The organism is Paraburkholderia podalyriae (assembly GCF_014397785.1).
GTDB lineage: Bacteria > Pseudomonadota > Gammaproteobacteria > Burkholderiales > Burkholderiaceae > Paraburkholderia > Paraburkholderia podalyriae.
Genome location: NZ_VZQQ01000079.1, coordinates 1 through 23,497, shown reverse-complemented (window position 1 = coordinate 23,497; position 23,497 = coordinate 1). Strand labels below are relative to the sequence as shown.

Sequence of the window (23,497 nt, the reverse complement as noted above, 5' to 3'; positions counted from 1 at the left end):
CGCCGATGGAATATTTGCTCGCCTGGCGCATGGCACTCGCGAAGGACCTGCTGCGTCGTCATGAAGGCCGCATCGCCGAGATTGCGCAGCGCGTCGGCTACAGTTCAGCCAGCACCTTCAGCGTCGCCTTCACGCGGCACGTCGGTCGGCCGCCCACGCAGTATGCGCGCGAGGTGCAGGCGGTCGCGAACGGCGCATGAGGCGGCTCAAACAGGCTGTTCTCCGATGAGTGGACGCGCGTCCCTATGCGATCCGCACTCACCAGGAATGTCCGTTATCGACACCGCTACAGCCCATCGAATGTCCGGCGTCTACGGCCGATGGATGACCGCAGGTGGCCGAACCCGGAAGTTCGTCGTCGGTCGGTGACCCGCGGTCCTCTCGTGGTGCTGAGCTTCCGCAGTCGACCCGTTGCAGACCTTGAACGCCGCCTCGTCCCGATGGCAGGTTTTAGAGTCAAACGGTCTTTCCCTCAACCGGGATTGTCGACGGGTTGTCGGCCTCTATAGCGGACGTTCGCGACAGACGACCGGCAACCGAAAATATCGGCGGGAGGTCTTTCGCAAACCTGTTCCGGTACGCAGCTCGACTCAGTTCGCTGGTGACGAACGTTTCGGGCGTCTCCGCGTTAATGGAACAGTTCGGCTGAGGACAAGGTCCCGTTTCTGCTGATTCCCCCCGCTGCGAGCACCCGGCCGTCCGGCAGTAGCGTGGCGGTAAGTCGGTAGCGCGGCTGAAGCAAGCTGCCGGTCCGCGACCAGGTACCTGTCGCCGGATCGTACAGCTCGTCCGAGGCCAGGGTGCGTTGGGCGATCCCCCCGCTACGAGCACCCGGCCGTCAGGCACCAGGGTGGCGGTGAGGTAGTAACGCGCCTGACTCATGCTGCCGGTCTGCGACCACGTCCCCGTGGCCGGATCATACAGTTCGGCTGTCGACAGCGCGGCGGTGCCGTTGTATCCCCCTGCTGCCAGTACCTTTCCGTCGGGCAGCAGCGCGGCGGCGTAAATGTTACGCACCTGACTCATGCTGCCAGTCTGGGACCAGGTACCCGTGGCGGGATCATACAGTTCAGCCGAGGACAGCCGACCTCCGCTGCCGGCTCCGCCCGCCACGAGCACCTTGCCGTTGGGCAGCAGCGTGGCCGTGTGCTGTTGCCGCTGCACAAGCAGGTTGCCGGTCTGCGACCACGTCCCCGTGGCTGGATCGTACAGTTCAGCCGAGGACAGGAGTCCCGCTTTGCCTTCGCCCCCCGCAACGAGCACCGTACCGTTGGGCAGCAGCGTGGCCGTGTGGCTGTCACGTGCCTGGCTCATGCTGCCGGTCTGCGACCACGTCCCCGTGGCCGGGTCATACAGTTCGGCTGAGGACTGCGAGGTTCCCCCGCCATTGTTGAATCCGCCCGCCACGAGCACCTTGCCGTCGGGCAGCAGCGTGGCGGTGTGCAGTTCCCGCTGCACAAGCAGGTTGCCGGTCTTCGACCACGTATCCGAAGCCGGATCGAACAGTTCGGCTGAGGTCACGGCACGTTTGTTGTATCCCGCCGCGACGAGAACCTGGCCGTCGGGCAGCAGCGTGGCGGTATGTTCATAACGCCCCAGATTCATCGCGTCGGCAGGCAGCCACTCACCAATCACAGAGGTCGCCACAGTGATGTCTACCTGCGCCGTGACGCTGCCTGCAATGTTGCTGCCGGTGACGAGGAAGGTCGTCTGCGCCTGCGTCGTGGTTGGCGTGCCGCTGATCCTCCCGGTCTGCACATCCATACTCAAACCGGGCGGCAGTGGTGGCGACACTGAGAACTGGGTGATTTCACCGCCGGAGTACAGCGGATCGTTGTAATCGATTGGCCTGCCGAGGGTGTATACAGGCACCGGGTCCGTATAGGTGAGGCCTGTCGGCGGCTCGTTCTGCGCCTGCACTTCGAATATCGACCTGTGCCTGGACACTGTCCACACTATTGCTTCCGGTCACCGTATAGACCGCCGGCGAGGTCACCGCCGTGGGCGTGCCCGAAATGATCCCGGTCTGCGGATCCAGAGCGAGGCCCGCAGGCAGCGCTGGTGACACGCTGAATTGCGTGATCTCGCCGCCCGAGGCAGTCGGCGCGTTGGGCGTGATCGCCGAGTTGGTCACATAGATGACCGAATCGTCCAGGTAGCTCAGGCTATCCGGCGCAACGGCGGTGGACTTGACCTCGATCTCCACCAGCGTGGTGGTGCTTCCTGCCGCATTGGTGCCTGTGACCGTGTACACCGTGGCATTGCTGACGGTGGTGGGCGTGCCGGTGATCGCGCCAGTCTGGGGATTCAGGCTCAGGCCAGCGGGCAGCGGAGGCGACACGCTGTAGTGCGTGATTGTTCCACCGCTGCTGCTCGGCGTATCGGGGACAATTTCCTGCCCTTCCGCGTACACCACGTATTCATCGCGCTCGGTCATGCCGGCGGGCGGCCCTTGCGTGACGACGGCGCCGCCACTGCTTCCGCCATGGCATCCAGCGAACAGCATGACCAGCAGCAGGAGCAGGCCTGTCAGGCAACCCGTGGTCTGCATGAACATGCTCCCGGACAGTTTTTATTCATTCATGATAGGTCGCGTGGGCATATTTATCAGCCGAATGCAATGGCCGCTATATCGATCGATTACGCGGCCAGCGTGGCCGCGGGCTTAACGTCCGCAGCCTGACTGGAAGCGCCGTTTGAGTGTCCACGCTAACGTGATCGCCACCGTCCGCAGGTGGCCGATTGCACCAGTTGGACGCCCGTTAGCGGAGGCAGTTCGGTTTGCGGGTATGCATCGTGCGGGAGTCTGCGAACCGGCACACCAGTGCTGCATCACTGACGGAGGATCAATGGAACACCAGGAGCATCAATCTTGCATACGGGCTTGTGACGCCTGCGCTGCCGCTTGCGATCATTGCGCAACGGCATGCCTTTCGGAACAGGACGTTGCACATATGGCCGAATGCATCAAGTCAGACATGGACTGCGCAGACATTTGCCGTCTGGCTTCCGCCGTCATGGCTCGAGGCAGTAGTCGCGCGAAGGATATTTGTTCGTTGTGCGCGTCGATCTGCAACGCCTGCGCCGCTGAGTGCGAAAAGCACCGGCACGAACACTGCAAGCAATGCGCAGAAGCCTGTCGGAACTGCGCGAAGGAATGTCGGGCTATGGGGCAGTAAGAAGGGCTCGCTCGCCGAGGTTGCACATGCATCGACGTGCCGCTGCCTGCGCACTGCGCGGTGACGGCGACGCTCGGATCGCACCGGACAGGGATCGATATCGACCGGCAGCATGGGCGTTGACCACGTGCCTGCACGTCAAGGCGCAAAACCATCAGAATAAGGCGCGAAATGTAGAGATTCCCCGACCGGTTTTGACAAAATCAACTGCTATGCTTGAAAACTTGAACCCGTTCACTATCGCGGCTTTTCCAAGTAATTGATGCCGCAGGTCTCGCCAAAGGCAGTCCATCAGCGCCCATACCCGGAGTCGTCAACGTCCCGCGAAATTCGCAACCCGATGTCACAGGGTAGCGAGAGCCGGTACTCCGGAAACGAGTTGCGCAGGTCTCAGCATGGCCCCGCACTGATATGAGGGAGAAATGCATAAACCCATCGACACTGAAACGATCCCGAGCAATGAATTGCAGCAGGTCAGGACGGCTTATGCCAAGCTTTGCGAGGACTACATTGCACATCGTAGCAACGGTGAATACGTGGACTATGTGCAATCTGTCATTGCCAACGACGCGAGTCTTGATCGCCACGTGCGCGCGTTCGAAATTTACGCACCGTATATCAAGCGTGGGATGAAGGTGCTCGACTGGGGATGCAGGCACGCCCCAGATTCATGCATGCTCCGCACGCTCTACCGTGACATCGACATATATGGCTGTGACATCTGCGAGGATGGGCAATTCGCGGAGTTCTATCAGTACGCCGGACTATCTTTCGCATCGCTCGATCATGAATTTCTGCTGCCCTACGAAGACAATCAATTCGATGTGGTGATTGGAAGCGGTGTGCTCGAGCACGTGGCCCGCGAACAGAAGAGCCTCGATGAGCTTTGGCGCGTGCTGAAGGACGACGGTTTGCTGATCATCACATTTTTACCTAACCGCTTATCGGTCACCGAAAACGCATGCCGAGTCATGAAGAAGTACACCGGCCATAATCGGCTGTACAGCCTCAGCGACGCTAAGCGCCTGTTTCTCAGGTCGGGGTTCGTTCTCGAGGAATGCGGCTATCATCAGGTCTTTCCCACGTTCGCAAAAGGTATAAAGGGAGGCGGAGCGCTTAACGCACTTGCCAATATAGGCATGAAGCTGAACCGGCCTTTCGAGCGGATACCGATCGTCAATGCGGTGTCGGCTAATCTGTTTTTCATCCTCCGCCGCGTGCATGAGATGTAGCAGGCGCCCCCCTGGCGGCCTATCTCGCGGGATCATTGCGCAAGGCCGCGCCCTCCTGTTGCGAAGTCACGAATCCTCTCAATGCGGGGGTCAGTCGAAAGACGAGCTTCTCTATTTCCACCACGAAGAAAAACAGCACGCCACCAGCGACGAGCCACGCCCACGCCGACAGGGGCAGAGCCTCGGTGTCGAAGATGGCATTGAACGGTAGCGTATAGGTGAACAGAAGCTGCAAGACCACGACACCGGCTATTCCGTACCACAGATAGCGATTGCCCAGATGGGCGCGCACCGACAGCGACGAGTCGAGCAGATAGCGGATGTTGAGCAGATAGAACACCTGGCCGAGCGTAATGGCGTTGACCGCGGCCGTGCGCGCCATCGGATCCGACGCCCCTTGCCCCTTCATCCAGAAGAAAGTCGATAGCGTATAAAGCACGAGCGCCGCGCCCACGAAGAGGATGCGCCAGATGCCGAAGCGCGTGACGATCGGCCGGTCGATTGCTCGGGGCGAACGGCTCATCACGTCTGCCTCGTGTGGCTCGAACGAAATGGTCAGGCCGAGCGCCACGGATGTAATCATGTTGACCCACAGGATCTGCGGGGCCGTGATCGGCAGCGTGAATCCGAACAGGATCGCCACCGCGATCACCGCGCCTTGCGCGACATTGGTCGGCAACATGAACAGCATCGCCTTCTCGATGTTGTTGTAGACCGTGCGCCCCTCCTTCACCGCCGCGGAGATCGACGCGAAATTGTCGTCGGCGAGGATCATCCCTGCCGCCTCCTTGGTCACCTCGGTGCCCTTGATCCCCATTGCCACACCGATGTCCGCCTTCTTGAGCGCCGGCGCATCGTTGACGCCGTCGCCCGTCATCGCGACGATCTGCCGATTCGCCTGGATCGCCTTGACGAGCCGCAGCTTGTGCTCGGGGCTGGCGCGGGCGAAGACGTCGACGCCGCGCACGCATTCCATCAGCGCCGCATCGTTCATCGCCTCGATCTCGGTGCCGGACACGGCCGTCTTACCGTCGCCGATGCCAAGCATGCGTGCGATCGCCGCCGCCGTGATCTTGTGGTCGCCCGTAATCATCGTGACGCGGATGCCTCCGCCGTGGCATTCGCGCACGGCATCGATCGCCTCTTTGCGCGGCGGGTCCATCAGGCCCACGAGGCCGAGCAGCACGAGGGTCCGCGGCAGGTCCTGCGGCCCCAGGCCGCCCGTTCGGAGGCCTGGGTCCGACAGCCACGCCAGTCCGAGCACGCGCTCGCCTTGCGCGGCGAGCCGGTCGCCCTCCGTGGCGAAATGCTCGCGATCGAGCGGCGCTGGACCTTGCGCCGTTTGCTGCCGGTCGCAATGGTCGAGGATCACCTCTGGCGCGCCCTTGACCAGCAGCATCTCGCCGTCCGCCGAACGGTTCAGCGTCGCCATGAACTTGTGCTCGGACTCGAAGGGAATCGCGTCGATCCTCGGACCGGCGGCGGTCTCGGCGGCTCGGTCCATACCGAGCTTGGCGGCGAACGGATAGAGCGCACCCTCGGTCGGGTCACCCTCCACTTTCCATTTTCCGTCTTCCTCGAAGAGCTCCGCGTCGTTGCACAACAGCGACACGCGGCCCATCAGCTTCAGCACGTCCGGCGCGGCGCCGAGCGGCTTGCCATCGGCGCTGACCTCTCCCTCGCTGGCGTAGCCGTCGCCCGTGACGGCGTAGGCCGCTTCCGCCGTCACGACGGAGGTCACCATCATCTCCATCAGCGTCAGCGTGCCCGTCTTGTCCGAGCAGATGCGCGAGACGGCGCCCAGCGTCTCGACCGCCGGCAGGCGGCGAATAATGGCGTTGCGCCGGGCCATGCGCTGCACGCCGATAGCAAGCGTGATGGTGATGAGCGCGGGCAGCCCTTCCGGGATCACCGACACGGCAATCCCCACGATGGCCTGGAACAGCTCGACGAAAGTCATGTGGCCGAGCCAGTGACCCCACGAGAACAGCAGCACGCTGACACAGGCGATCACTGCCGTGATCACGTAGCCGAATTTCTTGATCTGGCGCAGCAGCGGCGTCTCGAGCGCGCTGACTTCGGCGAGCATCTGGTTGATCCGGCCGAGTTCGGTCTGGCTTCCCGTCGCCACCACGACGCCGGTTGCCCGGCCCGACAAGACCATCGTGCCGCAAAACGCCATGTTCTCGCGGTCGCCGACCGTGGCCTTGGCCGGTACCTGAGCCGTGCTCTTCTCGGCCGGGACGGATTCGCCCGTGAGGGCCGCTTCTTCGGTGCGCAGGTTCCTTGCGTCGACGAGACGCATGTCCGCCGGGATCTTGTCGCCCGATTCCAGTAGCACGATGTCGCCAGGAACGAGTTCCTCGGCGGGGATCAGGCGAACCTCTGCGCCACGCAAAACGCGCGCCTCGGCGGACAGCATGTTGCGAATCGAGTCGAGCGCCTTCTCGGCGCGTCCTTCCTGCAGGAAGCCGAGCAGCGAGTTGAGGATGACGACGGCCAGAATGACCGAGCCATCGAGCCAAAGGCCCAACAGGAACTTGACGAAACCGGCCGCGAGCAGCACGTAGATCAGAATGTTGTGGAGCTGCATCAGGAATCGTGCGACCGGCCCCTTCTTCTTGCCTTGCGGCAGGCGGTTCGGCCCATAGGTGGCCAGCCGCCCGGCCGCTTCCGTTGCATCGAGGCCCTGCGCGGAATCGACGTTGAACTGCCGCTCGATGTCACCGGCCGGTATCGCATGCCACGGCGTCGCACTGTCAACTGAGCTCATCCTCGTCTCTCCCGGTTCCAGTGTTTCGGGTCAGGGGGGCCGCTCTCAATGGCCTGGATCGCCCCCGGGTTGATCGGGTGTCGTGCCGTCCACCGCTTCGGCGTCGAGCTCCGCCCTCGCCGCGGCGAGATCCTTCATCTGCCCTTGCGTAGGTTTCGGATATTCGAGGTCGAGCTTCTCGACGGCCTCGACGATCGCGGCCGCGACGACGAGGCGCGTGAAAGGTTTGTTGTCGGCGGGCACGACGAACCACGGAGCCGCTTCGCAAGCCGTCGCGCGGATGGCCGCTTCATAGGCGTGCATGTAGTCGTTCCAGTATCGACGCTCGCGAACGTCGGATGCGGAAAACTTCCAGTGCTTGTCGGGATTGTGAAGGCGCTCCATGAATCGCTTCTTCTGCTCCCCGTACGACAGGTTCAGATAGAACTTCAGGATGACCACGCCCTGGCGCGTGAGATAGTCTTCGAACCGCGCGATGTCGGCGAGCCGCTCGTCCCATAAGTTGTCGCCGAGCCGTGCCGGCGGGATCCTCTGCGCATCGAGCAGATGCTGATGCACGCGCACCACCAGCACCTCCTCATAGTAGGAGCGGTTAAAAATACCGATGTGCCCGCGCTCAGGCACTTTCCTGCCATAGCGCCAAAGGAAGTCATGAGAGAGTTCCTCAGCCGACGGCTGCTTGAACGAGATGACATCGCACCCCTGCGGATTGACGCGCGACATCACGTGCTTGATCGTCCCGTCCTTTCCCGCCGCGTCCATGGCCTGGAACACCAGCAGCACGGACCAGGAATCCTGCGCGTAGAGGATTTCCTGCTCCATCGCGAGCCATTTCGAACCGCGCTGCAGAAGTTGCAGCGCCTCTTCCTTATGCATTTTCAATCCCAGCGTGTCGCCGGGATCGAAATTCTTCAGGAAGAAATCGTTGCCGCTCGTGACGCGGAACGGATCGGTGTACGCCCGCACCGCGTCGAGTATTTCCGTGCGAACCATCGCTGTTTCTCCACGACATCTGCAATCAGTTGCACGATTCGCGGATTGCTGTCCGGGCTACCGGAACGCGGCGTGGGCTGTCTTCTGGCGTTTCACCGAGGCTGTTCCGGACGAGCAGCATCGCAACCGCAGTCGCACTGCGCACAACTCCTTCTGATAATAGGTCACACGAACAGAAACGTGCTCATCGGCACGTCGACGTTCCAGATCAGCGGCGCGATCGGCTCGGTTGGCATTGGCTATCTGATGGACAGGCGTTATCCCGGCGCCCTGCCCAACACCTGCGAATCCGACGCCGCCGCCGTCGTCGACGTCGACGTCTCGTCACGCCCGTGCCCATGCCCCGTCGTCGTGACCGCGTCGGTGCCACCCGGCCGACGCACCGATCTGGCGTGCCGCTCGATCAACCGTTGCAGCAAACAGAACGCGCACAGCAGCGCGCCGATCACGATCCGCGTCCACCACGAACTGAGCGTGCCGTCGAACGTGATCAGCGTCTGAATCGTGCCGAGAATGCCGACGCCGAACAGCGAACCGACCACATATCCGACGCCGCCGGTCAGCAGCGTGCCGCCGATCACCGTCGCTGCAATCGCATCGAGCTCCATGCCCTGTCCTTGCAGCCCATAGCCCGACAGCACGTAGAACGTGAACACCGCGCCACCGAGCGCCGAGCAGAAGCCGCTCAACGCATAGACGCCGACCCGCGCGCGCGCGACCGGCAGCCCCATCAGCAGCGCCGAGCGCGGGTTGCCGCCGACCGCATACACGTTGCGTCCGAAGCGCGTGAAATGGGCGACATAGATCGCGGCCGCAAGCGTCGCGAGCGCGATCAGCACGTTCGCCGACACCGAACCGACGCCGACATTGAGACGAAACGCGGAGATCGCCTTGAACGTCGGATCGGTGATCGTGATCGACTGCGTCGTAATCAGAAAGCACAGGCCACGCGCGAAGAACATCCCCGCCAGCGTCACGATGAACGCCTGCAGGCGGAAGTAATGAATCAGCGCGCCCTGCACGGCGCCGAACATGGTGCCCATCAATAGCACGATCGGAATGATCAGCCATACCGACACGTGCATGTGCTCGGACAGCACCGCTTCGACGATCGTCGTCAGCGCGACGATCGAGCCCACCGACAGATCGATGCCGCCCGACACGATCACGAACGTCATGCCGATCGCGACGATCAGCAGGAACGCGTTATCGACGAGCAGATCGAGCAACACCTGCCACGAGAAGAACCCGGTGTACATCACCGAACCAAAGCCGAACAGCGCGCAGAACAGCAGGACCGTCACCGCGATCGGCAGCGTGCGCGGATCGACCACGCGGGCGAGTGCTTCGAGAACGCGCGTCATCGTGCCACCCCGCGCGATCTGACGAGCGACGCGCCGAACGACACCGCGAGCGCGCGCGCCGCCGGCGACTGGATCACGCTGACCGCGAGCACGACGGCCGCCTTGACGACGAGCGTCGCCTCCGGCGGCACGCCGATCGAATACGTGGTGTACGTCAGCGTCTGGATGATCAGCGCGCCGAGCACCGTGCCCGCGAAACTGAAGCGGCCGCCGAGCAGCGACGTGCCGCCGAGCGTCACGGCGAGAATCGCGTCGAGTTCGAGCAGCAGGCCGGCATTGTTGCCGTCCGCGCTTCGCACGTTCGAGCTGATCAGGATGCCGGCCAGCGCCGCGGTCAAGCCCGAGAAGCCGTACACCGCGAACACGATCGCCTTCGAGCGCAAGCCGACCAGCCGCGTCGCAACCGGGTTCACACCGATCGCACGAATGAACAGACCGAGCGCCGTGCCCTCCACCAGGGCTGCGGTCGCCAGCACGGCTACGGTCGCGATCCATACCGAGCACGGCACGCCGAGCCAGTAGCCGCCACCGACGAACAGATAGCCGGGCGCGCCGATCGGGATGATCTGCCCGGCGGTCAGCAGTTGCGCGATGCCACGGCCCGCGACCATCAGAATCAGCGTCGCGATGATCGGCTGCATGCCGACGAACGCGACGAGCAGCCCGTTCCACATGCCGCTCAATACGCCGACGACGAGCGCGGCCACGAGCGCCTGCGCGATCAGCGCACCGCTCGGCACGGCTTCGGTCGCCAGTATCGTCGCGGCCGCGGCGCCCGCGATCGCGACCACCGCGCCGACCGAAATATCGATGCCGCGCGTCGCGATCACGAGCGTCATGCCGATCGCGACGAGCACGAGCGGCGCCGCGCGATTCAGGATGTCGATTGGCGCACCGAACAGATGGCCGTCGAGCATGCGCAGCGCGAGAAAATGCGGATTGACCGCCAGGTTCAGTCCGCACAGCAACACGAGCGTCAGGCATGGCCACAGCAGCGGACGCTCGACCCCGTCGCGCGCGAACCAGTTCGATAGCTTCATTCGCCGCTCCCTGCGATGAGTCGGTAGATGTTGTCTTCGTTCGATGCCTTGCCGGCCACCTCGGCGATCTTGCGGCGATCACGCAGCACCGCGACGCGGTGGCTCACGCGCAGCACCTCGCTGATCTCCGACGAGATGAACAGGATGGAGAGGCCGTTCGCGCACAGCGCGAGCAACCGGTCCATGATGTCGAACTTCGCGGCGACGTCGATGCCGCGGGTCGGCTCGTCGAGAATCAGCAGTTTGGGATCGGTCGCGAGCCAGCGCGCGAGCAGCGCCTTCTGCTGGTTGCCGCCCGACAGCAGCCCGATGGGCTGCTCGGCGTCGGACGCCTTGATGCCGAGCCGCTCGATCCACAGATCGGCGAGCTCGCGCGCGCGTTGCCGGCTGATCTTGCGCCACCAGCCACGCCGCGCCTGCAACGCAAGCAAGATGTTTTCGCGAATCGACAGCTCGGCGACGATGCCTTCCTTCTTGCGGTCTTCCGCGCAATAGCCGATGCCGTGGCGCACCGCGTCGTGCGGCGTGCGCAGCCGCACGACGCGCCCCTCGACGAGGATCGTGCCGCTGTCCGCGCGATCCGCGCCGAACAGAAGCCGCGCGGTTTCGGTGCGGCCCGAGCCGAGCAGACCCGCGAGGCCGAGAATCTTGCCGGCCTGCACTTCGAGATCGATCGGCTGCAACGTGCCGCGGCGGCCGACGCCGCGCAGCTCGACGAACGGCCGCGCGGCCGCGGCGTCGGTTGCGTCCGCGTGGTCCTGCTCGATGTCCTGCAGGTCATCGGCGGCCTGCCCTTCGTGCGCCGCTTCGCGCAGACGCGCGCTCATGCGCTCGTGACCGACCATCTTCGCGACCAGCTGATCCGCAGACAGATCGCGCGCGAGATATTCGCCTTCGCGCTCGCCGTTGCGCATCACCGTGATGCGATCGGAAATCGCATAGGTCTGCTCGATGAAATGCGTGACGAACAGAATCGCAATGCCCGATTGCTTAAGATGTCGAAGTATTTTGAAAAGCTGCGCGACTTCGCCGTCGTCGAGGCTCGAAGTCGGCTCGTCGAGAATCAGCACACGCGCATCGACGGACAAGGCTCGCGCGATCGCGACCATCTGTTGCACGGCGATCGGATAGGCGTCGAGCGAGCGCGTGACGTCGAGCGAGACATCGAGGCGCGCGAGCGCTTCCTGCGCGCGCCGCTTGATGTCGGCCCAGTCGATCGCGCCGAAGCGGCGCGGCTGCCGCCCCGCGAAGATATTCTCCGCGACCGACAGATTCGGGCACAGATTCACTTCCTGGTAGAGCGTGCGCACGCCGGCCGCCTCGGCTTCCTGCGGCGAGCCGAACGCGACCACCTCGCCGCCGAGGCGGATCGTGCCTGCATCGGGTGCGAGCACGCCTGTGAGCACGTTGATCAACGTGGATTTGCCGGCGCCGTTCTGGCCCATCAGCGTATGGACCTCGCCGGGAAACAGGCGGAAGTCGACGTGTTGCAGCGCCTTCACACCCGGAAATGTCTTGCTGACGCCGGAGGTCGCCAGAATCGGTTCGCGCGCGCTGATGTCATTCTGTCGGCTTTGCGCGCCCGGCGCGCCGCGTTTCGGCTGGTCCGGCTGATTCGGTTCGGTAGCGGAATGGGTCATGGACCTCGCTCGATCGGCTATGCATGGTTCGGCAGGCTCCAGCGGCATGCCCCGAGGGCGCATGCTCCTGAAAAGAGACCGCCCGCTGCAGAAGCGAGCAGCCCGGGCGGTCAGGCACCACTGGAGAAACCTGTTCGATGCGTCCGTACTGCACGTCTCCTTCGCGCCGTGGGCCCGTTGGCCCCGGCGCCTGAACACCGCACATGCCGCGGCACTCGCGCGAACGGTGCCGCGGCGTCGTTGCGCGCCGCGTCAGTACTTACGCGACGGCAGAGTTTGCGCGGCCACGCTCATCGGGAAGACCGTCTCCTGAGTCAGGATGCGCTTGGGCAGCGGCTTGCCGGCCATCACGTCCTTGACCGCCGACATCAGTTGCGGTCCGAGCAGCGGGCTGCACTCGACGTCCACGTTCATCTTGCCCGCGGCCATCGCCTGGAAGCCGCCCTTGGTTGCGTCGAACGAAACCACGACGATGTCCTTACCCGGATGCATGCCGGCTTCTTCCATCGCCTGGATCGCGCCGAGCGCCATGTCGTCGTTATGAGCATAGACGACGTTGATCTTGTTACCGTAGGTCTTGATGAACGCTTCCATCACCTGCTTGCCGCCGGCGAGCGTGAAGTCGCCGCTTTGCGACGCGATGACCTTGAACTTCGGATCGTTCTTGATCACTTCGATCAGACCCGAGTGGCGGTCGTTGGCCGGCGCGGAGCCGACCGTGCCCTGCAGCTCGGCGATATTGACCGGGCCTTTGTCGTCCTTGTAGTGGTCTGCGAGCCATTTGCCGCCGCGCCGGCCTTCCTCGAGGAAGTCCGAGCCGATCATCGTCACGTACAACGACGTGTCCTTCACGTCGATGTTGCGGTCGGTCAGGATCACCGGAATCTTCGCGGCTTTGGCTTCGAGCAGCACCGGTTCCCAGCCCGATTCGACGACCGGCGAGAACGCGATCACGTCGACCTTCTGCGCGATATACGAGCGGATCGCCTTGATCTGGTTTTCCTGCTTTTGCTGCGCATCGGAGAATTTGAGTTTGATACCGGCGTCAGTCGCCGCCGACTTCACCGATTCGGTATTCGCAGTGCGCCATGCGCTTTCCGCGCCGACCTGCGCAAAACCGAGCGTAATCTGTTTATCCTCGGCATGCGCGCCAGGTGTGGCCAGCGTCAGCGCCCCGAGACTCGCGGAAAGCGCGAGCGCGCCCAGAGCGCGACACGCGGCACGTCGTGTATTCGCCATGACAGTCTCCAATCGTTGTTGTGTAGACGACCCAGCGATCGGCCCGGCCCTCGTGGCCCTCACGGCGCATGGATCGTGATGTAGCGTACTGTGCGAGGCGTTAACCGTCCAATCACATGATTCGCGCCGTCGATACCAATTTTGATATAACGCGGTGGTCAGGGCATCGCGGGTCGCTGCGTCACGTTGGCGTGACCCTCGGCGTGACCCAGCGAAACGTCAGATTGATGCGCTCGCCACTCACGCGCGGCTCCTTCGGCACCCGATGACGCCACTGTGCCTGAGTGTCGCCCTTCATTACGAGCAGGCTGCCGCCCTTCAGCGAGAACGATTGCACGACACCGCTGCGGTTGTGCCGTAGATCGAACCTGCGCGCGACGCCGAGGCTCACCGACGCGATCACCGGCTGGCCGCCGAGTTCGGGCTCGCGGTCCGCGTGCCAGCCCATGCTGTCGGCGCCGCTGCGGTAACGATTCAGCAGCACGCTGTTAAAACGCGCGCCGCTGGTCGCCTCGACGGCGGACTTCAGCTCCGCAACGGCGGGCGTCCACACTTGCGGCACGTTGCGGATGCCCGAGTAGACGTACACCGCGTCCCGCTCGCCCTGCCAGGCGGTCAGACGCGGCAGTGCAACGCGGCCGGCGGGTGTGCCCATCATGTCCTGGCGCCATTGCACCTCGTCGATCAGGCGGGCGAGCAGGCGCTCGGCGTCGGCCGGTGCGAGCCAGTCGGGATACCAGTCGACGTCGGGCGTCGGCAGGTCGTTGAAAAGATCGGAGGTCATGGGAATGCCTGGATGCAAGCGGATGAGTAAAAACCCTGGCTATTATGGCGACAACGGCACACCCGCTGATTCACGCGCGTTGCTCTGTCATTCGACGCGGCTCTCCGCGTTCCCTTTCTTCTTTCGCAAAAGACCACTTTCATGACACTTTCCGATCAGGCGCTCGCGCAGCTGTTTCGCGACGCGCGGACGCACAACGGCTGGCAGAACAAGTCGATCGACGAGGCCCTGCTGCGCGAGCTGACCGAGTTGGTACTGCTCGGCCCCACCTCGGCCAATTCGAGTCCGGGCCGCTTCGTGTTCGTCAGGACGCCGGAGGGCAAGGAGAAACTGCGCCCGGCGTTGTCGGCTGGCAATCTCGAGAAAACCATGGCCGCGCCCGTCACGGTGATAGTCGGCATGGACATGGCCTTCTACGAGCATCTGCCGAAACTCTTTCCCCATGCGGATGCGCGCAGCTGGTTCGTCGGCAACGAGCGGTTGATCGCGGACACGGCGTTTCGCAATTCGACGCTGCAAGGCGGCTATCTGATTCTCGCGGCGCGTGCGCTCGGTCTCGACACCGGGCCGATGTCGGGCTTCGATCAGGCCAAGGTCGACGAAGCGTTCTTTGCTGGCACGACGGTGAAGTCGAACTTCCTGATCAATCTTGGCTACGGCGATCCGTCGAAGCTGTTTGCGCGCAGCCCGCGTTTTTCGTTCGACGAAGTGGCGCGAATGGCGTGACGGTGCGTTGATGATGAATGGCGCGAGTGTCGCGCCACGCAGCGGATCGAATCGCGTCAGATCAGCACCGCGACGTAAAACACCACGGTGCCGATCAGCGCGCCGAAGAAGCAGAAGCCCTCTTCGGCCTCGTCGCCATTCGAGCGCAGCCACGCGCCGACCACACCGAACAGGCCCGCGATGCCGAGCGCGACGCACACCATCACGATGTCGAACAGCGCGCTTTTGCCGAGTTCGGAGAAATCGATGTTGCGAACGCCGATGTAGAGCGCGATCGCCATCAGCGAGATGCCGACGAGCGGCAGCATCACATGGCTGCCCTCGCGTCCGACATGATGCTCATGATGAACATGATGCACGTCGTGCGCGTGATGCAACTGATGACCCGATTTGAGCAGTTTCATGGTGTGTCTCCCCCCGCCCTGTCTTCCCCGGCGACAGAACCAGACGAGGCCGAACCGCCGCTGCGCGGGCCCGGCAACAAGCTGGCCTGTGTCAAGCATACTCCACGCAGGATTACAATTCAAAGCCCATTTAATTCGCTTGCATAGGCATTGAATCGCGTGGCGCGCGGCCCTATATGCTTGTTCCAAGCACGGATCGCGCCTGCCACGGGCGTACCCCGGTCGTGGCTCGTTCCCGCGCCTTCCGGCCCGCGTGTCGTGCGGTGCGAGAGCACGAATTTTGCGCCACAGCAGGGGACGAAGCATGCCGGTAGAATGACTCGCCGCGTTCGCCAATCATCGCGAACGCATGCATTGCCCGCCAACCGATCGCCGCCGCGCTGTCACCGATGTCGGCCCTTTGGCTTCCTTCCCGCCACGATCCTCTTTATGCGACGTTCATCGTTTCTTTTCCGCATCATCCTGATTGGCGTCCTGCTGCATCTCTACGTCGGCTTGCGCCTGATTCCCGACATGCCGATCGACGCGGCCGGCCGCGGGCTATGCGTGCTGTGGCTGCTGCTGTCGATCTACCTGATCCCGGTCGGCATGATGGCGCGCGGCTTCAAGCGCCAGCCGCTGGGCGATCGGCTCGCATGGGTTGGCCTGCTCGCGATGGGCTTCTTCTCGTCGCTGCTGGTACTGACGTTCGCGCGCGACATCGTGCTGGCGTCGCTGCTGACGATCGACGCGATCTGGCCGAACACCCTCGCAATCGCGCATTGGCGCACTGGCTCGGCGGCCGCGGTGCCGCTGCTCGCGCTGCTGTCGACGCTGATCGGCCTGTTCAACGCGCGCCGTCGCGCGCGCGTCGTCACGATCGACGTGCCGATCGACGATCTGCCTGCCGCGCTCGAAGGCTTCACGATCGTGCAGATCAGCGACATCCACGTCGGCCCGACGATCAAGGGCCGCTATGTCGACGCGATCGTCGACGCGGTGAATCGGCTGCAGCCGGATCTGATCGCGGTGACGGGCGACGTCGTCGATGGCAGCGTGCCGCAGCTGAGCCGGCATACGCAGCCGCTGTCGCGGCTCGCCGCGCGGCACGGCGCGTTCCTCGTGACCGGCAATCACGAGTACTACTCCGGAGCGAACTCGTGGATCGCCGAGTTTCGCCGGCTCGGCTTGCGGGTGCTGCTGAACGAACACGTGATCGTCGATCATGACGGCGCGCGCGCCGTGATCGCCGGCGTCACCGATTACTCGGCGGGTCATCATGACCCCGCGCATCGCAGCGACCCGGTCGCGGCGCTCGCCGGCGCGCCGGGCGACGTGCTGATCAGGGTTCTGCTCGCGCATCAGCCGCGCTCGGCCGAAGCGGCCGCGGCGGCCGGCTTCACGCTGCAGCTGTCCGGTCATACGCACGGCGGGCAGTTCTTTCCGTGGAATTTCTTTGTGCGCCTGCAACAGCCGTTCACGGCGGGCCTCGCGCGCCTGAACGGCCTGTGGGTTTATACGAGTCGCGGCACCGGCTATTGGGGTCCGCCGAAACGACTCGGTGCGCCTTCTGAAATCACGCGCTTGAGACTCGTGCCGGGTGAACCGGATTGAACTCTACGTTGGCAGTCCGCATTAATTAATTGCTATAGCAAACCCGCAAGCACACTCCTTGCCGATCGCGGCTTGACCAGGCTTTGCGCAGCTCCCACATTTCATTGTCATTGCCGTACTGCCGGTGAAGCGCAGCATGACTGCGATGTCACGCCGATGCCGCACGGTCTGGCAATAGGTGCGCGCGCGTATTGAGCCGCGCACACACCCGCCTGCTTTTACCGTACCCGAGGTAGACGACGTGACTGTCTCACGCGTACGCTTCACGCTGCGGCAGCATGCACGCCAACCTTTCTGAACGATGACACTCGAATTCTTCTTGCGGCTTCTGACCGCTTTTGCTTGCGGCGTTGCGATCGGCCTCGAACGACAGATGCGCCAGCGCAATGCCGGCCTGCGCACGATCACGCTCGTCGCGAGCGGCGCCTGCCTGTTCGTCACGCTTGGCGTGCTGACCGGCAACGGCGTCAGCGGCATCACGCAGATCGCCGCCTATGTGGTGTCGGGCGTCGGCTTTCTCGGCGGCGGCGTCATCATGCGTGACAAAGGCTCGATTCAGGGGATCAACACCGCGGCGACACTGTGGTGCTCGGCGGCCGTCGGCGTGTTGAGCGGCGCCGGCCACTACGGGCCGGCGCTCGCGGGCACCGCGGTCGTGCTGCTGACCAACACCGTGCTGCGCGAAGTAAGCCGGATGATCAACTCGACGCCGGTTTCAAACGCCGATCTCGTTCGCGAGTACGTGTTGACGATCGTTTGCCGCGAAGCCGACGAGATTCACATTCGCACGGCGATATCGAACTCGATGTACTCGGCGCCGCTGTCGTTCCAGAGCCTGACGAGCGAGGATGTCGAGGATGAACCCGGGCGCATTCGCGTGACGGCGACGCTGAAGACGCATCCGAAGGATCAATCGAAGCTCGAACAGATGGCGAGTCGCCTGAGCATGGAAAAGAGCGTGTCCAGCGTCAGTTGGACCGCGCGAGAAGCAGAGCCGACGCCCGAGTGAATCGCGACGCGCAAGTCACCTTTGTTCGCACGCGTCGTCTACACTTAGCTGGCAGCAAATTCAGATAACGTTAATTCCGCGTCCTGAACATGGACTGTCCCATAACCTTCGACTAAGCTCTGTCACTGTGATTTGTTCACACTCAACCATGGAGTCTCGAATATGGAACACGGCATCATTGCATGGATCATCATCGGCGCGATTGCGGGCTGGCTCGCCGGAGTGCTGGTCAGGGGCGGCGGCTTCGGCCTGATTGTCGACATCATCGTCGGGATCATCGGCGCGTTCATCGGCGGCTGGCTCGCCGGCGTGCTGCATATCTCGCTCGGCGGCGGCTGGATCGGCTCGATCATCACCGCGTTGATCGGTGCGGTCATTCTGCTGTTTATCATCCGGCTCGTGCGACGAGGGTCCTGAGCACGGCATCCAATGACATCAAGCGCCAGCGGGCTCGTGCCGCTGGCGCTTTTTTGTTGCCGGTCGCATGTACTTCTAGCGCTGCAATTGCGGACGCCGCTGCTCGGTGACGACCACGTCGACGTCGTGCTCGTTGTGATCGCAGTGCGGCACCATCGGCACGATGCTCGAAATGCGGCCGTCCTTCGCGGTCGACTTGCTTGCGAACACCGCGCACGACGCATTGCGCGCAAAGTCGCCCGACCCGCCGATGCCGTTCATCATATGCGTGCCGCCCACATGCGTCGAATTGACGTTGCCGTAGATATCGAATTCGAGCGCGGTATTCAGCGCGATCAGACCGAGCCGGCGAATCACTTCGGGATGGTTGCTGACTTCCTGCGGACGCAGCACGAGCCGCTCACGATATCGCCCGATCTCGCCGAATACCTGCGCCTGCCGAGCGGCCGACAACGTGATCGACGCGCCGGATGCGAACGCGACCTTACCGGCGTCCATCAGATCGAAGGTCGAATCTTGCAGGACTTCTGAATAAACTTCGAACACATCGAAAGGCGAATCGGCGAAACCCGCCAGTACCGCGTTGGCGATCGTACCGATGCCCGCCTGCAGCGGCGGCAACTGCTTCGACATGCGGCCACGCGTTACTTCGTGCTGAAAAAATTCGATCAGGCGACCGGCGATCGACACGGTTTCCCGATCCGCGGGCAGCACCGTGGACGGGCTGTCGGCCATGTCGGTGATCACGATCGCCGCAATTTTTTCGGGCGGAATCTCGATGGCAGGAGTGCCGACGCGGTCCTGCGCGCGCACGATCGGCAGCGGCTCGCGATGCGGCCGGCGCCCCGGAATCCAGATGTCGTGCAGGCCTTCGAGCCCGAGCGGCTGCGCAAGATTAATTTCGACGATGACCTTGTCCGCGAGAATCGCGAAGCTCGCCGAATTCCCGACCGACGTCGTCGGCACGATACCGCCGCTCTCCGTGATCGCGGCGGCTTCGATGATCGCGACATCGAGCTTGCCGAGCAGGTTCGCGCGCAGCATCTCGACGGTCTCCGACAGATGCTGATCGACGAACATCACTTCGCCGCGATTGATTGCGTCGCGCAGCGTCTTGTCTACCTGAAACGGCAGACGGCGCGCGAGCACGTGCGCTTCGGTCAGCATGCGATCAACGTCATGACCGAGCGAGGCGCCCGTCATCAACGTGACGCGCAGCGGCTCGCCGAGCTGACGCGCACGCTCGGCAAGCGCAACCGGCACGGCCTTCGCGTCGCCCGCGCGCGTAAAACCGCTTGCGCCAACGCGCATGCCGTCGTGAATCAGGAGCGCCGCGTCGACGGCCGTGGTGATCTTGCCGCGCAGCGCGGCGCAGCGAATGCGGTCTTCATACATGCAAGGAAGTCTCTCCATAGTCGCCAGCTCCGTCTAGTGGTGCGCACGTCTGCGGTGTGCTTCGCTCAATAGGCGGTTGCCGCTCCCGTCGCGGCGTCTCGATCGGACGGCGTCGCGTGCAGGTGTTGGGGGTCCGCAGGTGTTGCGCGTGACGCAACCGGGCTTAGCTGCCGAAGTAGATGTTGCAGAAGCTCATCGGGCCAACGCATTCATCGGCTTTCGCTTTTGGTGCTTGCACGTGCTTGCGAGCGGCAAGCTTATCGGCGCGCTGACTATCCGCTTGTGCAACCTGCTGCGCGGGCTCGGTCGGCGCGGTTTGCGCATAAGTGGCGGCAGCGGTGGACAAAGAACACGCAATCAGGACCATCTTCAACACTTTCATCTCATTCTGCAGGGGTTACGACTACTGTGACGAGTACTGCGAGGCAGTGACGAAACTATATGACCGCCACCTACGCGGATAAACGGGGTCGCCTGGAAGGGATCTTTCCATCTGGCAGAAAGATCCACGAAGCATTGCTCAACGAGGATTGAACGGCGCGTCCTTGTCGAGCAACGCGTTACGAATGAAGTGCAGACGGCTCAAGATGCGCTGCAGATCGTGACGGCGGGCGCGATCGGCATGCACTGTCTGCAGCACCAGCGAAGTGCGTCGCGCCGTCGTCGTGAACGGTGTGTCAGCAGCATGCGCAGTTGTGAAGTCAAATCGATCGCCGGTTGGTTCTGGATCGCGACCAACTGGCCGAGCGGCGGCCTCGCCGTGATTGGCCCAAACGTTGGTCTGTGCGTTGACCTCCACTGCGCCACGCGCCACCAGAATGACCGATGATGACCGCCGAGCGCAGGAACGTGAACAACACGGCGAAGTGGTTGGTGCGGCATAAAGGTTTGATTGTGCGGTGGCTTTTATGTGGGCTCGATTTGCGTCGCCGTGTCGAAGTCTGCAATCGATTCCTTGGACGCAGCTTCGAGTGGCCACGTGGTTTCGCGTACCCGCGTGGCAGGTTCGCTCGAAACAGGCGCAGGTCAGCAGCTACGCGCGATGCTTCGACGCCTGCTGCAGCTTGTACCTGGACCAAGCCTCCCAGTTCGTCGAAGTACGGACCGATGGCCGCGAGTATCGGCGCGGCACGGCTCGTTCGCAACCGTTTGAGCAACTAATGCAGTGCGTGCAGACGCGCGCACGCATCCATGAATTCGCAATTCAGACGCGCGAGATGCGCACTGCGCGAGCGCATCGCCGGATCTTCGAACGCGACGAACGTGCGTGTTGCTTCGGAGCCGGCGATTTCGTCGACGAAATCCGCGAAACGCCGTTCGAACCGATTGCGCTCGAGCCCGCGTGCGAGCACCTCGACAGCGAACGCGGTAAAAATCGCGAACCTGACCTGAAGGTTACGTCGTAGCGCAAGGCTCGAGCGCTGCGGCAGCAGCAACGTGCTGAGCGCACTCGAACACACGATGCCGACCGCCACTTCCGCCGCGCGCGCGACCGCCGCGAGGAACAGTCCTTGAGGCGCCATGACGTTCGGAATGCCGATCAGCGCGGCGGTGTAACCTGCGAGCACAAAGCCGTATCACCTGAAATGCCGATACCGGACCGCCGCAGCAATACAGGCGCTCACCCACAAGATCATACCGAGTATGTACAGTTCGGGCTTCTGAACGAACAGCCCGCCGAGCACGAGTGCGGCCACGGTCCCTACTGCTGTTCCAAGAATCCGGTAAAAGCTCTTGGCAAGCACCTTGCCGCTGAACGGTTGCATCAACACAAAAACCGCGGTCATTGCAATGCGCGGCTGCGGCAGATCGAGCAGTATCGCGATGCCCAGCGCGAGCAGACCGGCGGTGACCGTCTTCAACAGATGCAGCCAGTTCATACCGTCGCTGCTGGCCCAATCGCGCATGGCCCGATTGAGTTTGGCTCGGCCGAGTCGTCGCCGCATGTCCGCGCGCGGACCGAAAAAATCCGCCCGCGGTTCAAACGCATGATCGGGTTTCTACTGAAAACAGTGCGCCCCACGCGGTGGCTGAAAGAGGCTCCGGGCAGAATCGCTGACACCGGGGCAGGCGAGGCGCCGATTGTAGGTGCCTGCGATGCGCGCATTAAGACGACGGGTGCAGAACATCTGTTCCAGAATGGACAACAATAGAGTTCTGAGACTGACGGAAAATATGATCCTGGTCATGAAACAGAAGGTTTGATGGACACGCTACAAAATATGCGAGTGTTCGTCCGGGTGGTTGAAGCCGGTAGCTTCACCGCGGCCGCGCAATCGCTCAATTCAACGACCGGCGCGATGTCTCGCGCAGTCTCGGAGCTCGAAGCACATCTGCGCACGCGGCTGCTGAATCGCTCGACGCGTCGGCTTGCGCTGACCACTGCCGGCGAGCGCTATCTGAAGCGATCGCAGCAGATCCTCGCGGACGTCGATATCGCGGAAGAAGAAGCCAGTTGCGCGCACGAGCGACCAAGCGGCGCGCTGCGCATGCATAGTTTTGCGAGCATCGGCCAGCACTACGTTCTGCCGGCCATTTCGCGTTATCGCGCGCTTTATCCTGATGTGACCGTCGAGTTGACGCTGTCGCAGCGCATGCCGGATCTGTTCGAGGGCAGCGCCGATGTGGCCGTGGTCGGCGCATCGACGCTGCCGAATTCGGACCTCGTATCGTTCCCGCTGGGGACGACGTTCAGCATCCTGTGCGCATCGCCGGCCTACGTGCGCGCGAACGGCGCGCCGCAAAAGCCAGCGGACCTTGCGCGTCACGAATGTCTGATCCTGCATACGCCGGCGTTCCCGCCACATGAATGGACGCTCGACGGCCCCAACGGCAGTGAGATGATGGAAGTCAACGGACCGGTGCATGTGAACATCGCCGAATCATTGATCGTGGCGATCCGCGAAGGCATGGGCATCGGCATGGTACCGCTTTACGCGGCCATTTCGGGGTTGCGCGATGGCTCGCTGGTCCGTGTGTTGCCGGAATATATGCTACAGAAGTCGACTGTTTATGCGCTATATCCGTCGCGCAAGTTCATCGACGCAAAGACGCGCACGTGGGTCGAATTCCTGCGCTCGCATCTGCCGAATGTCATTGCGCGCGACGAAGCATTGCTTGCTGAGGTCGCGCGGTGCGATGTTCCAGTTGGACGATGAGATGAAGGTCTATGCTCATCGCGACACCGTTGATTTCCTTGGAACATCAACGGTCTTGCAGCCATCGTCGAGCAATCGATGAGGCTCGATCCGTTCGTGTGGGCAGAGTGTATATTCAGCAATCGGAGTCGCGATCGCGTCAAGATTGGCGTCGTGTCGTTGTAGTGTGACTCGATTGCAAGGAGCTGATCGATCAATCGTGAACCGCCCCGGGTTTGGTGGAGGCTCCAACTCTTGAGAGAATGGAGCCATGAACAAGAAGGTAACCAAGTTTTCCCCGGAAGTCCGAGAGCGCGCAGTGCGCCTGGTGCGCGAGCAGCGTAGCGAACATCCGTCGATGTGGGCGGCGGTCGAATCGATTGCGCCGATGATCGGCTGCACACCGCAGACACTGCACGAGTGGGTCAAGCGCGACCAGGTCGACAGAGGTGGCGCCGAGAATCCGGACAGGTCGGTAAGTGGAAAAGCTGGGGCGTGAGTCGGTCATAATGGCCGGCAACAAGGAACCAGAAGATGACGAAACGCAACCGACGGACACACTCACCGGCGTT

General features: G+C 63.0%; 21 protein-coding genes and 3 pseudogenes. 11 read left to right on the top strand and 13 right to left on the bottom strand.

Annotated features, from left to right (window positions below; translation table 11 throughout):
- On the top strand, nt 1-200 hold a 200-nt coding region (locus F6X42_RS37640), incomplete at its 5' end, for a helix-turn-helix transcriptional regulator (protein WP_187638947.1).
- Between the two features lie 256 nt (nt 201-456).
- On the opposite strand, the gene F6X42_RS44735 is transcribed toward F6X42_RS37640, so the two are convergent.
- Entirely contained in the window at nt 457-1,920 is a 1,464-nt protein-coding gene (locus F6X42_RS44735; protein WP_312892997.1) for a Kelch repeat-containing protein, read from the bottom strand.
- Nucleotides 1,811-2,551, bottom strand: coding sequence for an Ig domain-containing protein (locus F6X42_RS44730; protein WP_246530436.1), 741 nt, complete (start codon nt 2,549-2,551; stop codon nt 1,811-1,813). The genes F6X42_RS44735 and F6X42_RS44730 overlap by 110 nt, the downstream gene beginning before the upstream one ends.
- Before the next feature lie 298 nt (nt 2,552-2,849).
- Here F6X42_RS44730 and F6X42_RS37630 point away from each other — a divergent pair, with 298 nt between their 5' ends.
- Together F6X42_RS37630 and F6X42_RS37625 are read left to right on the top strand one after the other, a co-directional pair.
- The gene (locus tag F6X42_RS37630; RefSeq protein WP_187638946.1) at nt 2,850-3,179 is read left to right on the top strand and encodes a four-helix bundle copper-binding protein; all 330 of its coding nucleotides are present in this window, start codon (nt 2,850-2,852) and stop codon (nt 3,177-3,179) included.
- 422 nt (nt 3,180-3,601) lie between these two features.
- Nucleotides 3,602-4,411, top strand: coding sequence for a class I SAM-dependent methyltransferase (locus F6X42_RS37625; protein WP_187638945.1), 810 nt, complete (start codon nt 3,602-3,604; stop codon nt 4,409-4,411).
- A 19-nt stretch (nt 4,412-4,430) separates the two neighbouring features.
- Here the strand turns inward: F6X42_RS37625 and F6X42_RS37620 are convergent, their stop codons facing one another.
- The 7 genes from F6X42_RS37620 to F6X42_RS37590 form a co-directional block, all read right to left on the bottom strand.
- Nucleotides 4,431-7,184, bottom strand: a complete 2,754-nt coding sequence (locus F6X42_RS37620; protein WP_187638944.1) for an HAD-IC family P-type ATPase — start codon at nt 7,182-7,184, stop codon at nt 4,431-4,433.
- Between the two features lie 45 nt (nt 7,185-7,229).
- Nucleotides 7,230-8,177, bottom strand: coding sequence for a polyphosphate kinase 2 family protein (locus F6X42_RS37615; RefSeq protein WP_187638943.1), 948 nt, complete (start codon nt 8,175-8,177; stop codon nt 7,230-7,232).
- Between the two features lie 257 nt (nt 8,178-8,434).
- Nucleotides 8,435-9,541, bottom strand: coding sequence for a galactofuranose ABC transporter, permease protein YjfF (yjfF, locus tag F6X42_RS37610; RefSeq protein ID WP_187638942.1), 1,107 nt, complete (start codon nt 9,539-9,541; stop codon nt 8,435-8,437).
- The gene (locus F6X42_RS37605) at nt 9,538-10,581 is read right to left on the bottom strand and encodes an ABC transporter permease (RefSeq protein WP_187638941.1); all 1,044 of its coding nucleotides are present in this window, start codon (nt 10,579-10,581) and stop codon (nt 9,538-9,540) included. Before F6X42_RS37605 ends, yjfF begins: the two co-directional genes overlap by 4 nt.
- Nucleotides 10,578-12,221: a sugar ABC transporter ATP-binding protein gene (locus tag F6X42_RS37600; protein WP_187638940.1), complete on the bottom strand. Its 1,644-nt coding sequence runs from the start codon at nt 12,219-12,221 to the stop codon at nt 10,578-10,580. The genes F6X42_RS37605 and F6X42_RS37600 overlap by 4 nt, the downstream gene beginning before the upstream one ends.
- Nucleotides 12,222-12,473: 252 nt before the next feature.
- A complete protein-coding gene (locus F6X42_RS37595; RefSeq protein ID WP_187638939.1) occupies nt 12,474-13,460 on the bottom strand; it encodes an ABC transporter substrate-binding protein in 987 nt (328 codons plus the stop codon).
- 181 nt (nt 13,461-13,641) lie between these two features.
- A complete protein-coding gene (locus tag F6X42_RS37590) occupies nt 13,642-14,244 on the bottom strand; it encodes an alpha-ketoglutarate-dependent dioxygenase AlkB family protein (RefSeq protein WP_187638938.1) in 603 nt (200 codons plus the stop codon).
- 141 nt (nt 14,245-14,385) lie between these two features.
- On the opposite strand from F6X42_RS37590, the gene F6X42_RS37585 reads away from it, so the two are divergent.
- Nucleotides 14,386-14,970 carry a malonic semialdehyde reductase gene (locus F6X42_RS37585; protein ID WP_187638937.1) on the top strand — a complete coding sequence of 195 codons (585 nt, stop codon included), beginning with the start codon at nt 14,386-14,388 and terminating at the stop codon, nt 14,968-14,970.
- A 56-nt stretch (nt 14,971-15,026) separates the two neighbouring features.
- On the opposite strand, the gene F6X42_RS37580 is transcribed toward F6X42_RS37585, so the two are convergent.
- Entirely contained in the window at nt 15,027-15,374 is a 348-nt protein-coding gene (locus F6X42_RS37580; RefSeq protein ID WP_187638936.1) for a hypothetical protein, read from the bottom strand.
- 429 nt (nt 15,375-15,803) lie between these two features.
- On the opposite strand from F6X42_RS37580, the gene F6X42_RS37575 reads away from it, so the two are divergent.
- From F6X42_RS37575 to F6X42_RS37565, 3 genes are all read left to right on the top strand, one after another.
- Nucleotides 15,804-16,967 carry a metallophosphoesterase gene (locus tag F6X42_RS37575; RefSeq protein WP_187638935.1) on the top strand — a complete coding sequence of 388 codons (1,164 nt, stop codon included), beginning with the start codon at nt 15,804-15,806 and terminating at the stop codon, nt 16,965-16,967.
- 301 nt (nt 16,968-17,268) lie between these two features.
- On the top strand, nt 17,269-17,976 hold the full coding sequence (locus tag F6X42_RS37570) for an MgtC/SapB family protein (protein ID WP_187638934.1): 708 nt from the start codon (nt 17,269-17,271) through the stop codon (nt 17,974-17,976).
- 162 nt (nt 17,977-18,138) lie between these two features.
- A complete protein-coding gene (locus F6X42_RS37565; protein WP_018420763.1) occupies nt 18,139-18,393 on the top strand; it encodes a GlsB/YeaQ/YmgE family stress response membrane protein in 255 nt (84 codons plus the stop codon).
- A 75-nt stretch (nt 18,394-18,468) separates the two neighbouring features.
- Here the strand turns inward: F6X42_RS37565 and scpC are convergent, their stop codons facing one another.
- Both scpC and F6X42_RS37555 read right to left on the bottom strand, forming a co-directional pair.
- Nucleotides 18,469-19,788 carry a succinyl-CoA:acetate CoA-transferase ScpC gene (scpC, locus tag F6X42_RS37560; RefSeq protein WP_246530437.1) on the bottom strand — a complete coding sequence of 440 codons (1,320 nt, stop codon included), beginning with the start codon at nt 19,786-19,788 and terminating at the stop codon, nt 18,469-18,471.
- A 163-nt stretch (nt 19,789-19,951) separates the two neighbouring features.
- The gene (locus tag F6X42_RS37555) at nt 19,952-20,170 is read right to left on the bottom strand and encodes a hypothetical protein (RefSeq protein ID WP_187638933.1); all 219 of its coding nucleotides are present in this window, start codon (nt 20,168-20,170) and stop codon (nt 19,952-19,954) included.
- Nucleotides 20,171-20,509: 339 nt separating this feature from the next.
- Between F6X42_RS37555 and F6X42_RS46650 the strand changes: the two are divergent.
- Nucleotides 20,510-20,606, top strand: a pseudogene (locus F6X42_RS46650) (FUSC family protein); the annotation flags it as partial.
- A gap of 261 nt (nt 20,607-20,867) precedes the next feature.
- On the opposite strand, the pseudogene F6X42_RS44725 reads toward F6X42_RS46650, so the two are convergent.
- Nucleotides 20,868-21,734: pseudogene (locus tag F6X42_RS44725) on the bottom strand (FUSC family protein); the annotation flags it as partial.
- A gap of 258 nt (nt 21,735-21,992) precedes the next feature.
- Here F6X42_RS44725 and F6X42_RS37545 point away from each other — a divergent pair.
- The 3 genes and pseudogenes from F6X42_RS37545 to F6X42_RS37535 form a co-directional block, all read left to right on the top strand.
- Nucleotides 21,993-22,946: a LysR family transcriptional regulator gene (locus F6X42_RS37545; protein ID WP_187638932.1), complete on the top strand. Its 954-nt coding sequence runs from the start codon at nt 21,993-21,995 to the stop codon at nt 22,944-22,946.
- Between the two features lie 45 nt (nt 22,947-22,991).
- Complete coding sequence (gene tnpB / locus F6X42_RS46135; protein WP_187638948.1) at nt 22,992-23,111, top strand: IS66 family insertion sequence element accessory protein TnpB; 120 nt, start codon at nt 22,992-22,994, stop codon at nt 23,109-23,111.
- An 85-nt stretch (nt 23,112-23,196) separates the two neighbouring features.
- Nucleotides 23,197-23,376, top strand: a pseudogene (locus F6X42_RS37535) (transposase); the annotation flags it as partial.
- Nucleotides 23,377-23,497: the final 121 nt, after the last annotated feature.

Excerpts from the sequence above, each read along its gene's own strand:
- F6X42_RS37590 (WP_187638938.1), bottom strand. The coding sequence starts at position 14,244 with ATGACCTCCGATCTTTTCAACGACCTGCCGACGCCCGACGTCGACTGG.
- F6X42_RS37570 (WP_187638934.1), top strand. The coding sequence starts at position 17,269 with ATGACACTCGAATTCTTCTTGCGGCTTCTGACCGCTTTTGCTTGCGGC.
- F6X42_RS37575 (WP_187638935.1), top strand. The coding sequence starts at position 15,804 with ATGCGACGTTCATCGTTTCTTTTCCGCATCATCCTGATTGGCGTCCTG.
- F6X42_RS37600 (WP_187638940.1), bottom strand. The coding sequence starts at position 12,221 with ATGACCCATTCCGCTACCGAACCGAATCAGCCGGACCAGCCGAAACGC.
- yjfF (WP_187638942.1), bottom strand. The coding sequence starts at position 9,541 with ATGACGCGCGTTCTCGAAGCACTCGCCCGCGTGGTCGATCCGCGCACG.
- F6X42_RS44730 (WP_246530436.1), bottom strand. The coding sequence starts at position 2,551 with ATGCAGACCACGGGTTGCCTGACAGGCCTGCTCCTGCTGCTGGTCATG.
- F6X42_RS37565 (WP_018420763.1), top strand. The coding sequence starts at position 18,139 with ATGGAACACGGCATCATTGCATGGATCATCATCGGCGCGATTGCGGGC.
- F6X42_RS37615 (WP_187638943.1), bottom strand. The coding sequence starts at position 8,177 with ATGGTTCGCACGGAAATACTCGACGCGGTGCGGGCGTACACCGATCCG.
- scpC (WP_246530437.1), bottom strand. The coding sequence starts at position 19,788 with ATGTATGAAGACCGCATTCGCTGCGCCGCGCTGCGCGGCAAGATCACC.
- F6X42_RS37605 (WP_187638941.1), bottom strand. The coding sequence starts at position 10,581 with ATGAAGCTATCGAACTGGTTCGCGCGCGACGGGGTCGAGCGTCCGCTG.
- F6X42_RS37630 (WP_187638946.1), top strand. The coding sequence starts at position 2,850 with ATGGAACACCAGGAGCATCAATCTTGCATACGGGCTTGTGACGCCTGC.
- F6X42_RS37580 (WP_187638936.1), bottom strand. The coding sequence starts at position 15,374 with ATGAAACTGCTCAAATCGGGTCATCAGTTGCATCACGCGCACGACGTG.
- F6X42_RS37555 (WP_187638933.1), bottom strand. The coding sequence starts at position 20,170 with ATGAAAGTGTTGAAGATGGTCCTGATTGCGTGTTCTTTGTCCACCGCT.
- F6X42_RS37595 (WP_187638939.1), bottom strand. The coding sequence starts at position 13,460 with ATGGCGAATACACGACGTGCCGCGTGTCGCGCTCTGGGCGCGCTCGCG.
- F6X42_RS37625 (WP_187638945.1), top strand. The coding sequence starts at position 3,602 with ATGCATAAACCCATCGACACTGAAACGATCCCGAGCAATGAATTGCAG.
- F6X42_RS37620 (WP_187638944.1), bottom strand. The coding sequence starts at position 7,184 with ATGAGCTCAGTTGACAGTGCGACGCCGTGGCATGCGATACCGGCCGGT.
- F6X42_RS37585 (WP_187638937.1), top strand. The coding sequence starts at position 14,386 with ATGACACTTTCCGATCAGGCGCTCGCGCAGCTGTTTCGCGACGCGCGG.
- F6X42_RS37545 (WP_187638932.1), top strand. The coding sequence starts at position 21,993 with ATGGACACGCTACAAAATATGCGAGTGTTCGTCCGGGTGGTTGAAGCC.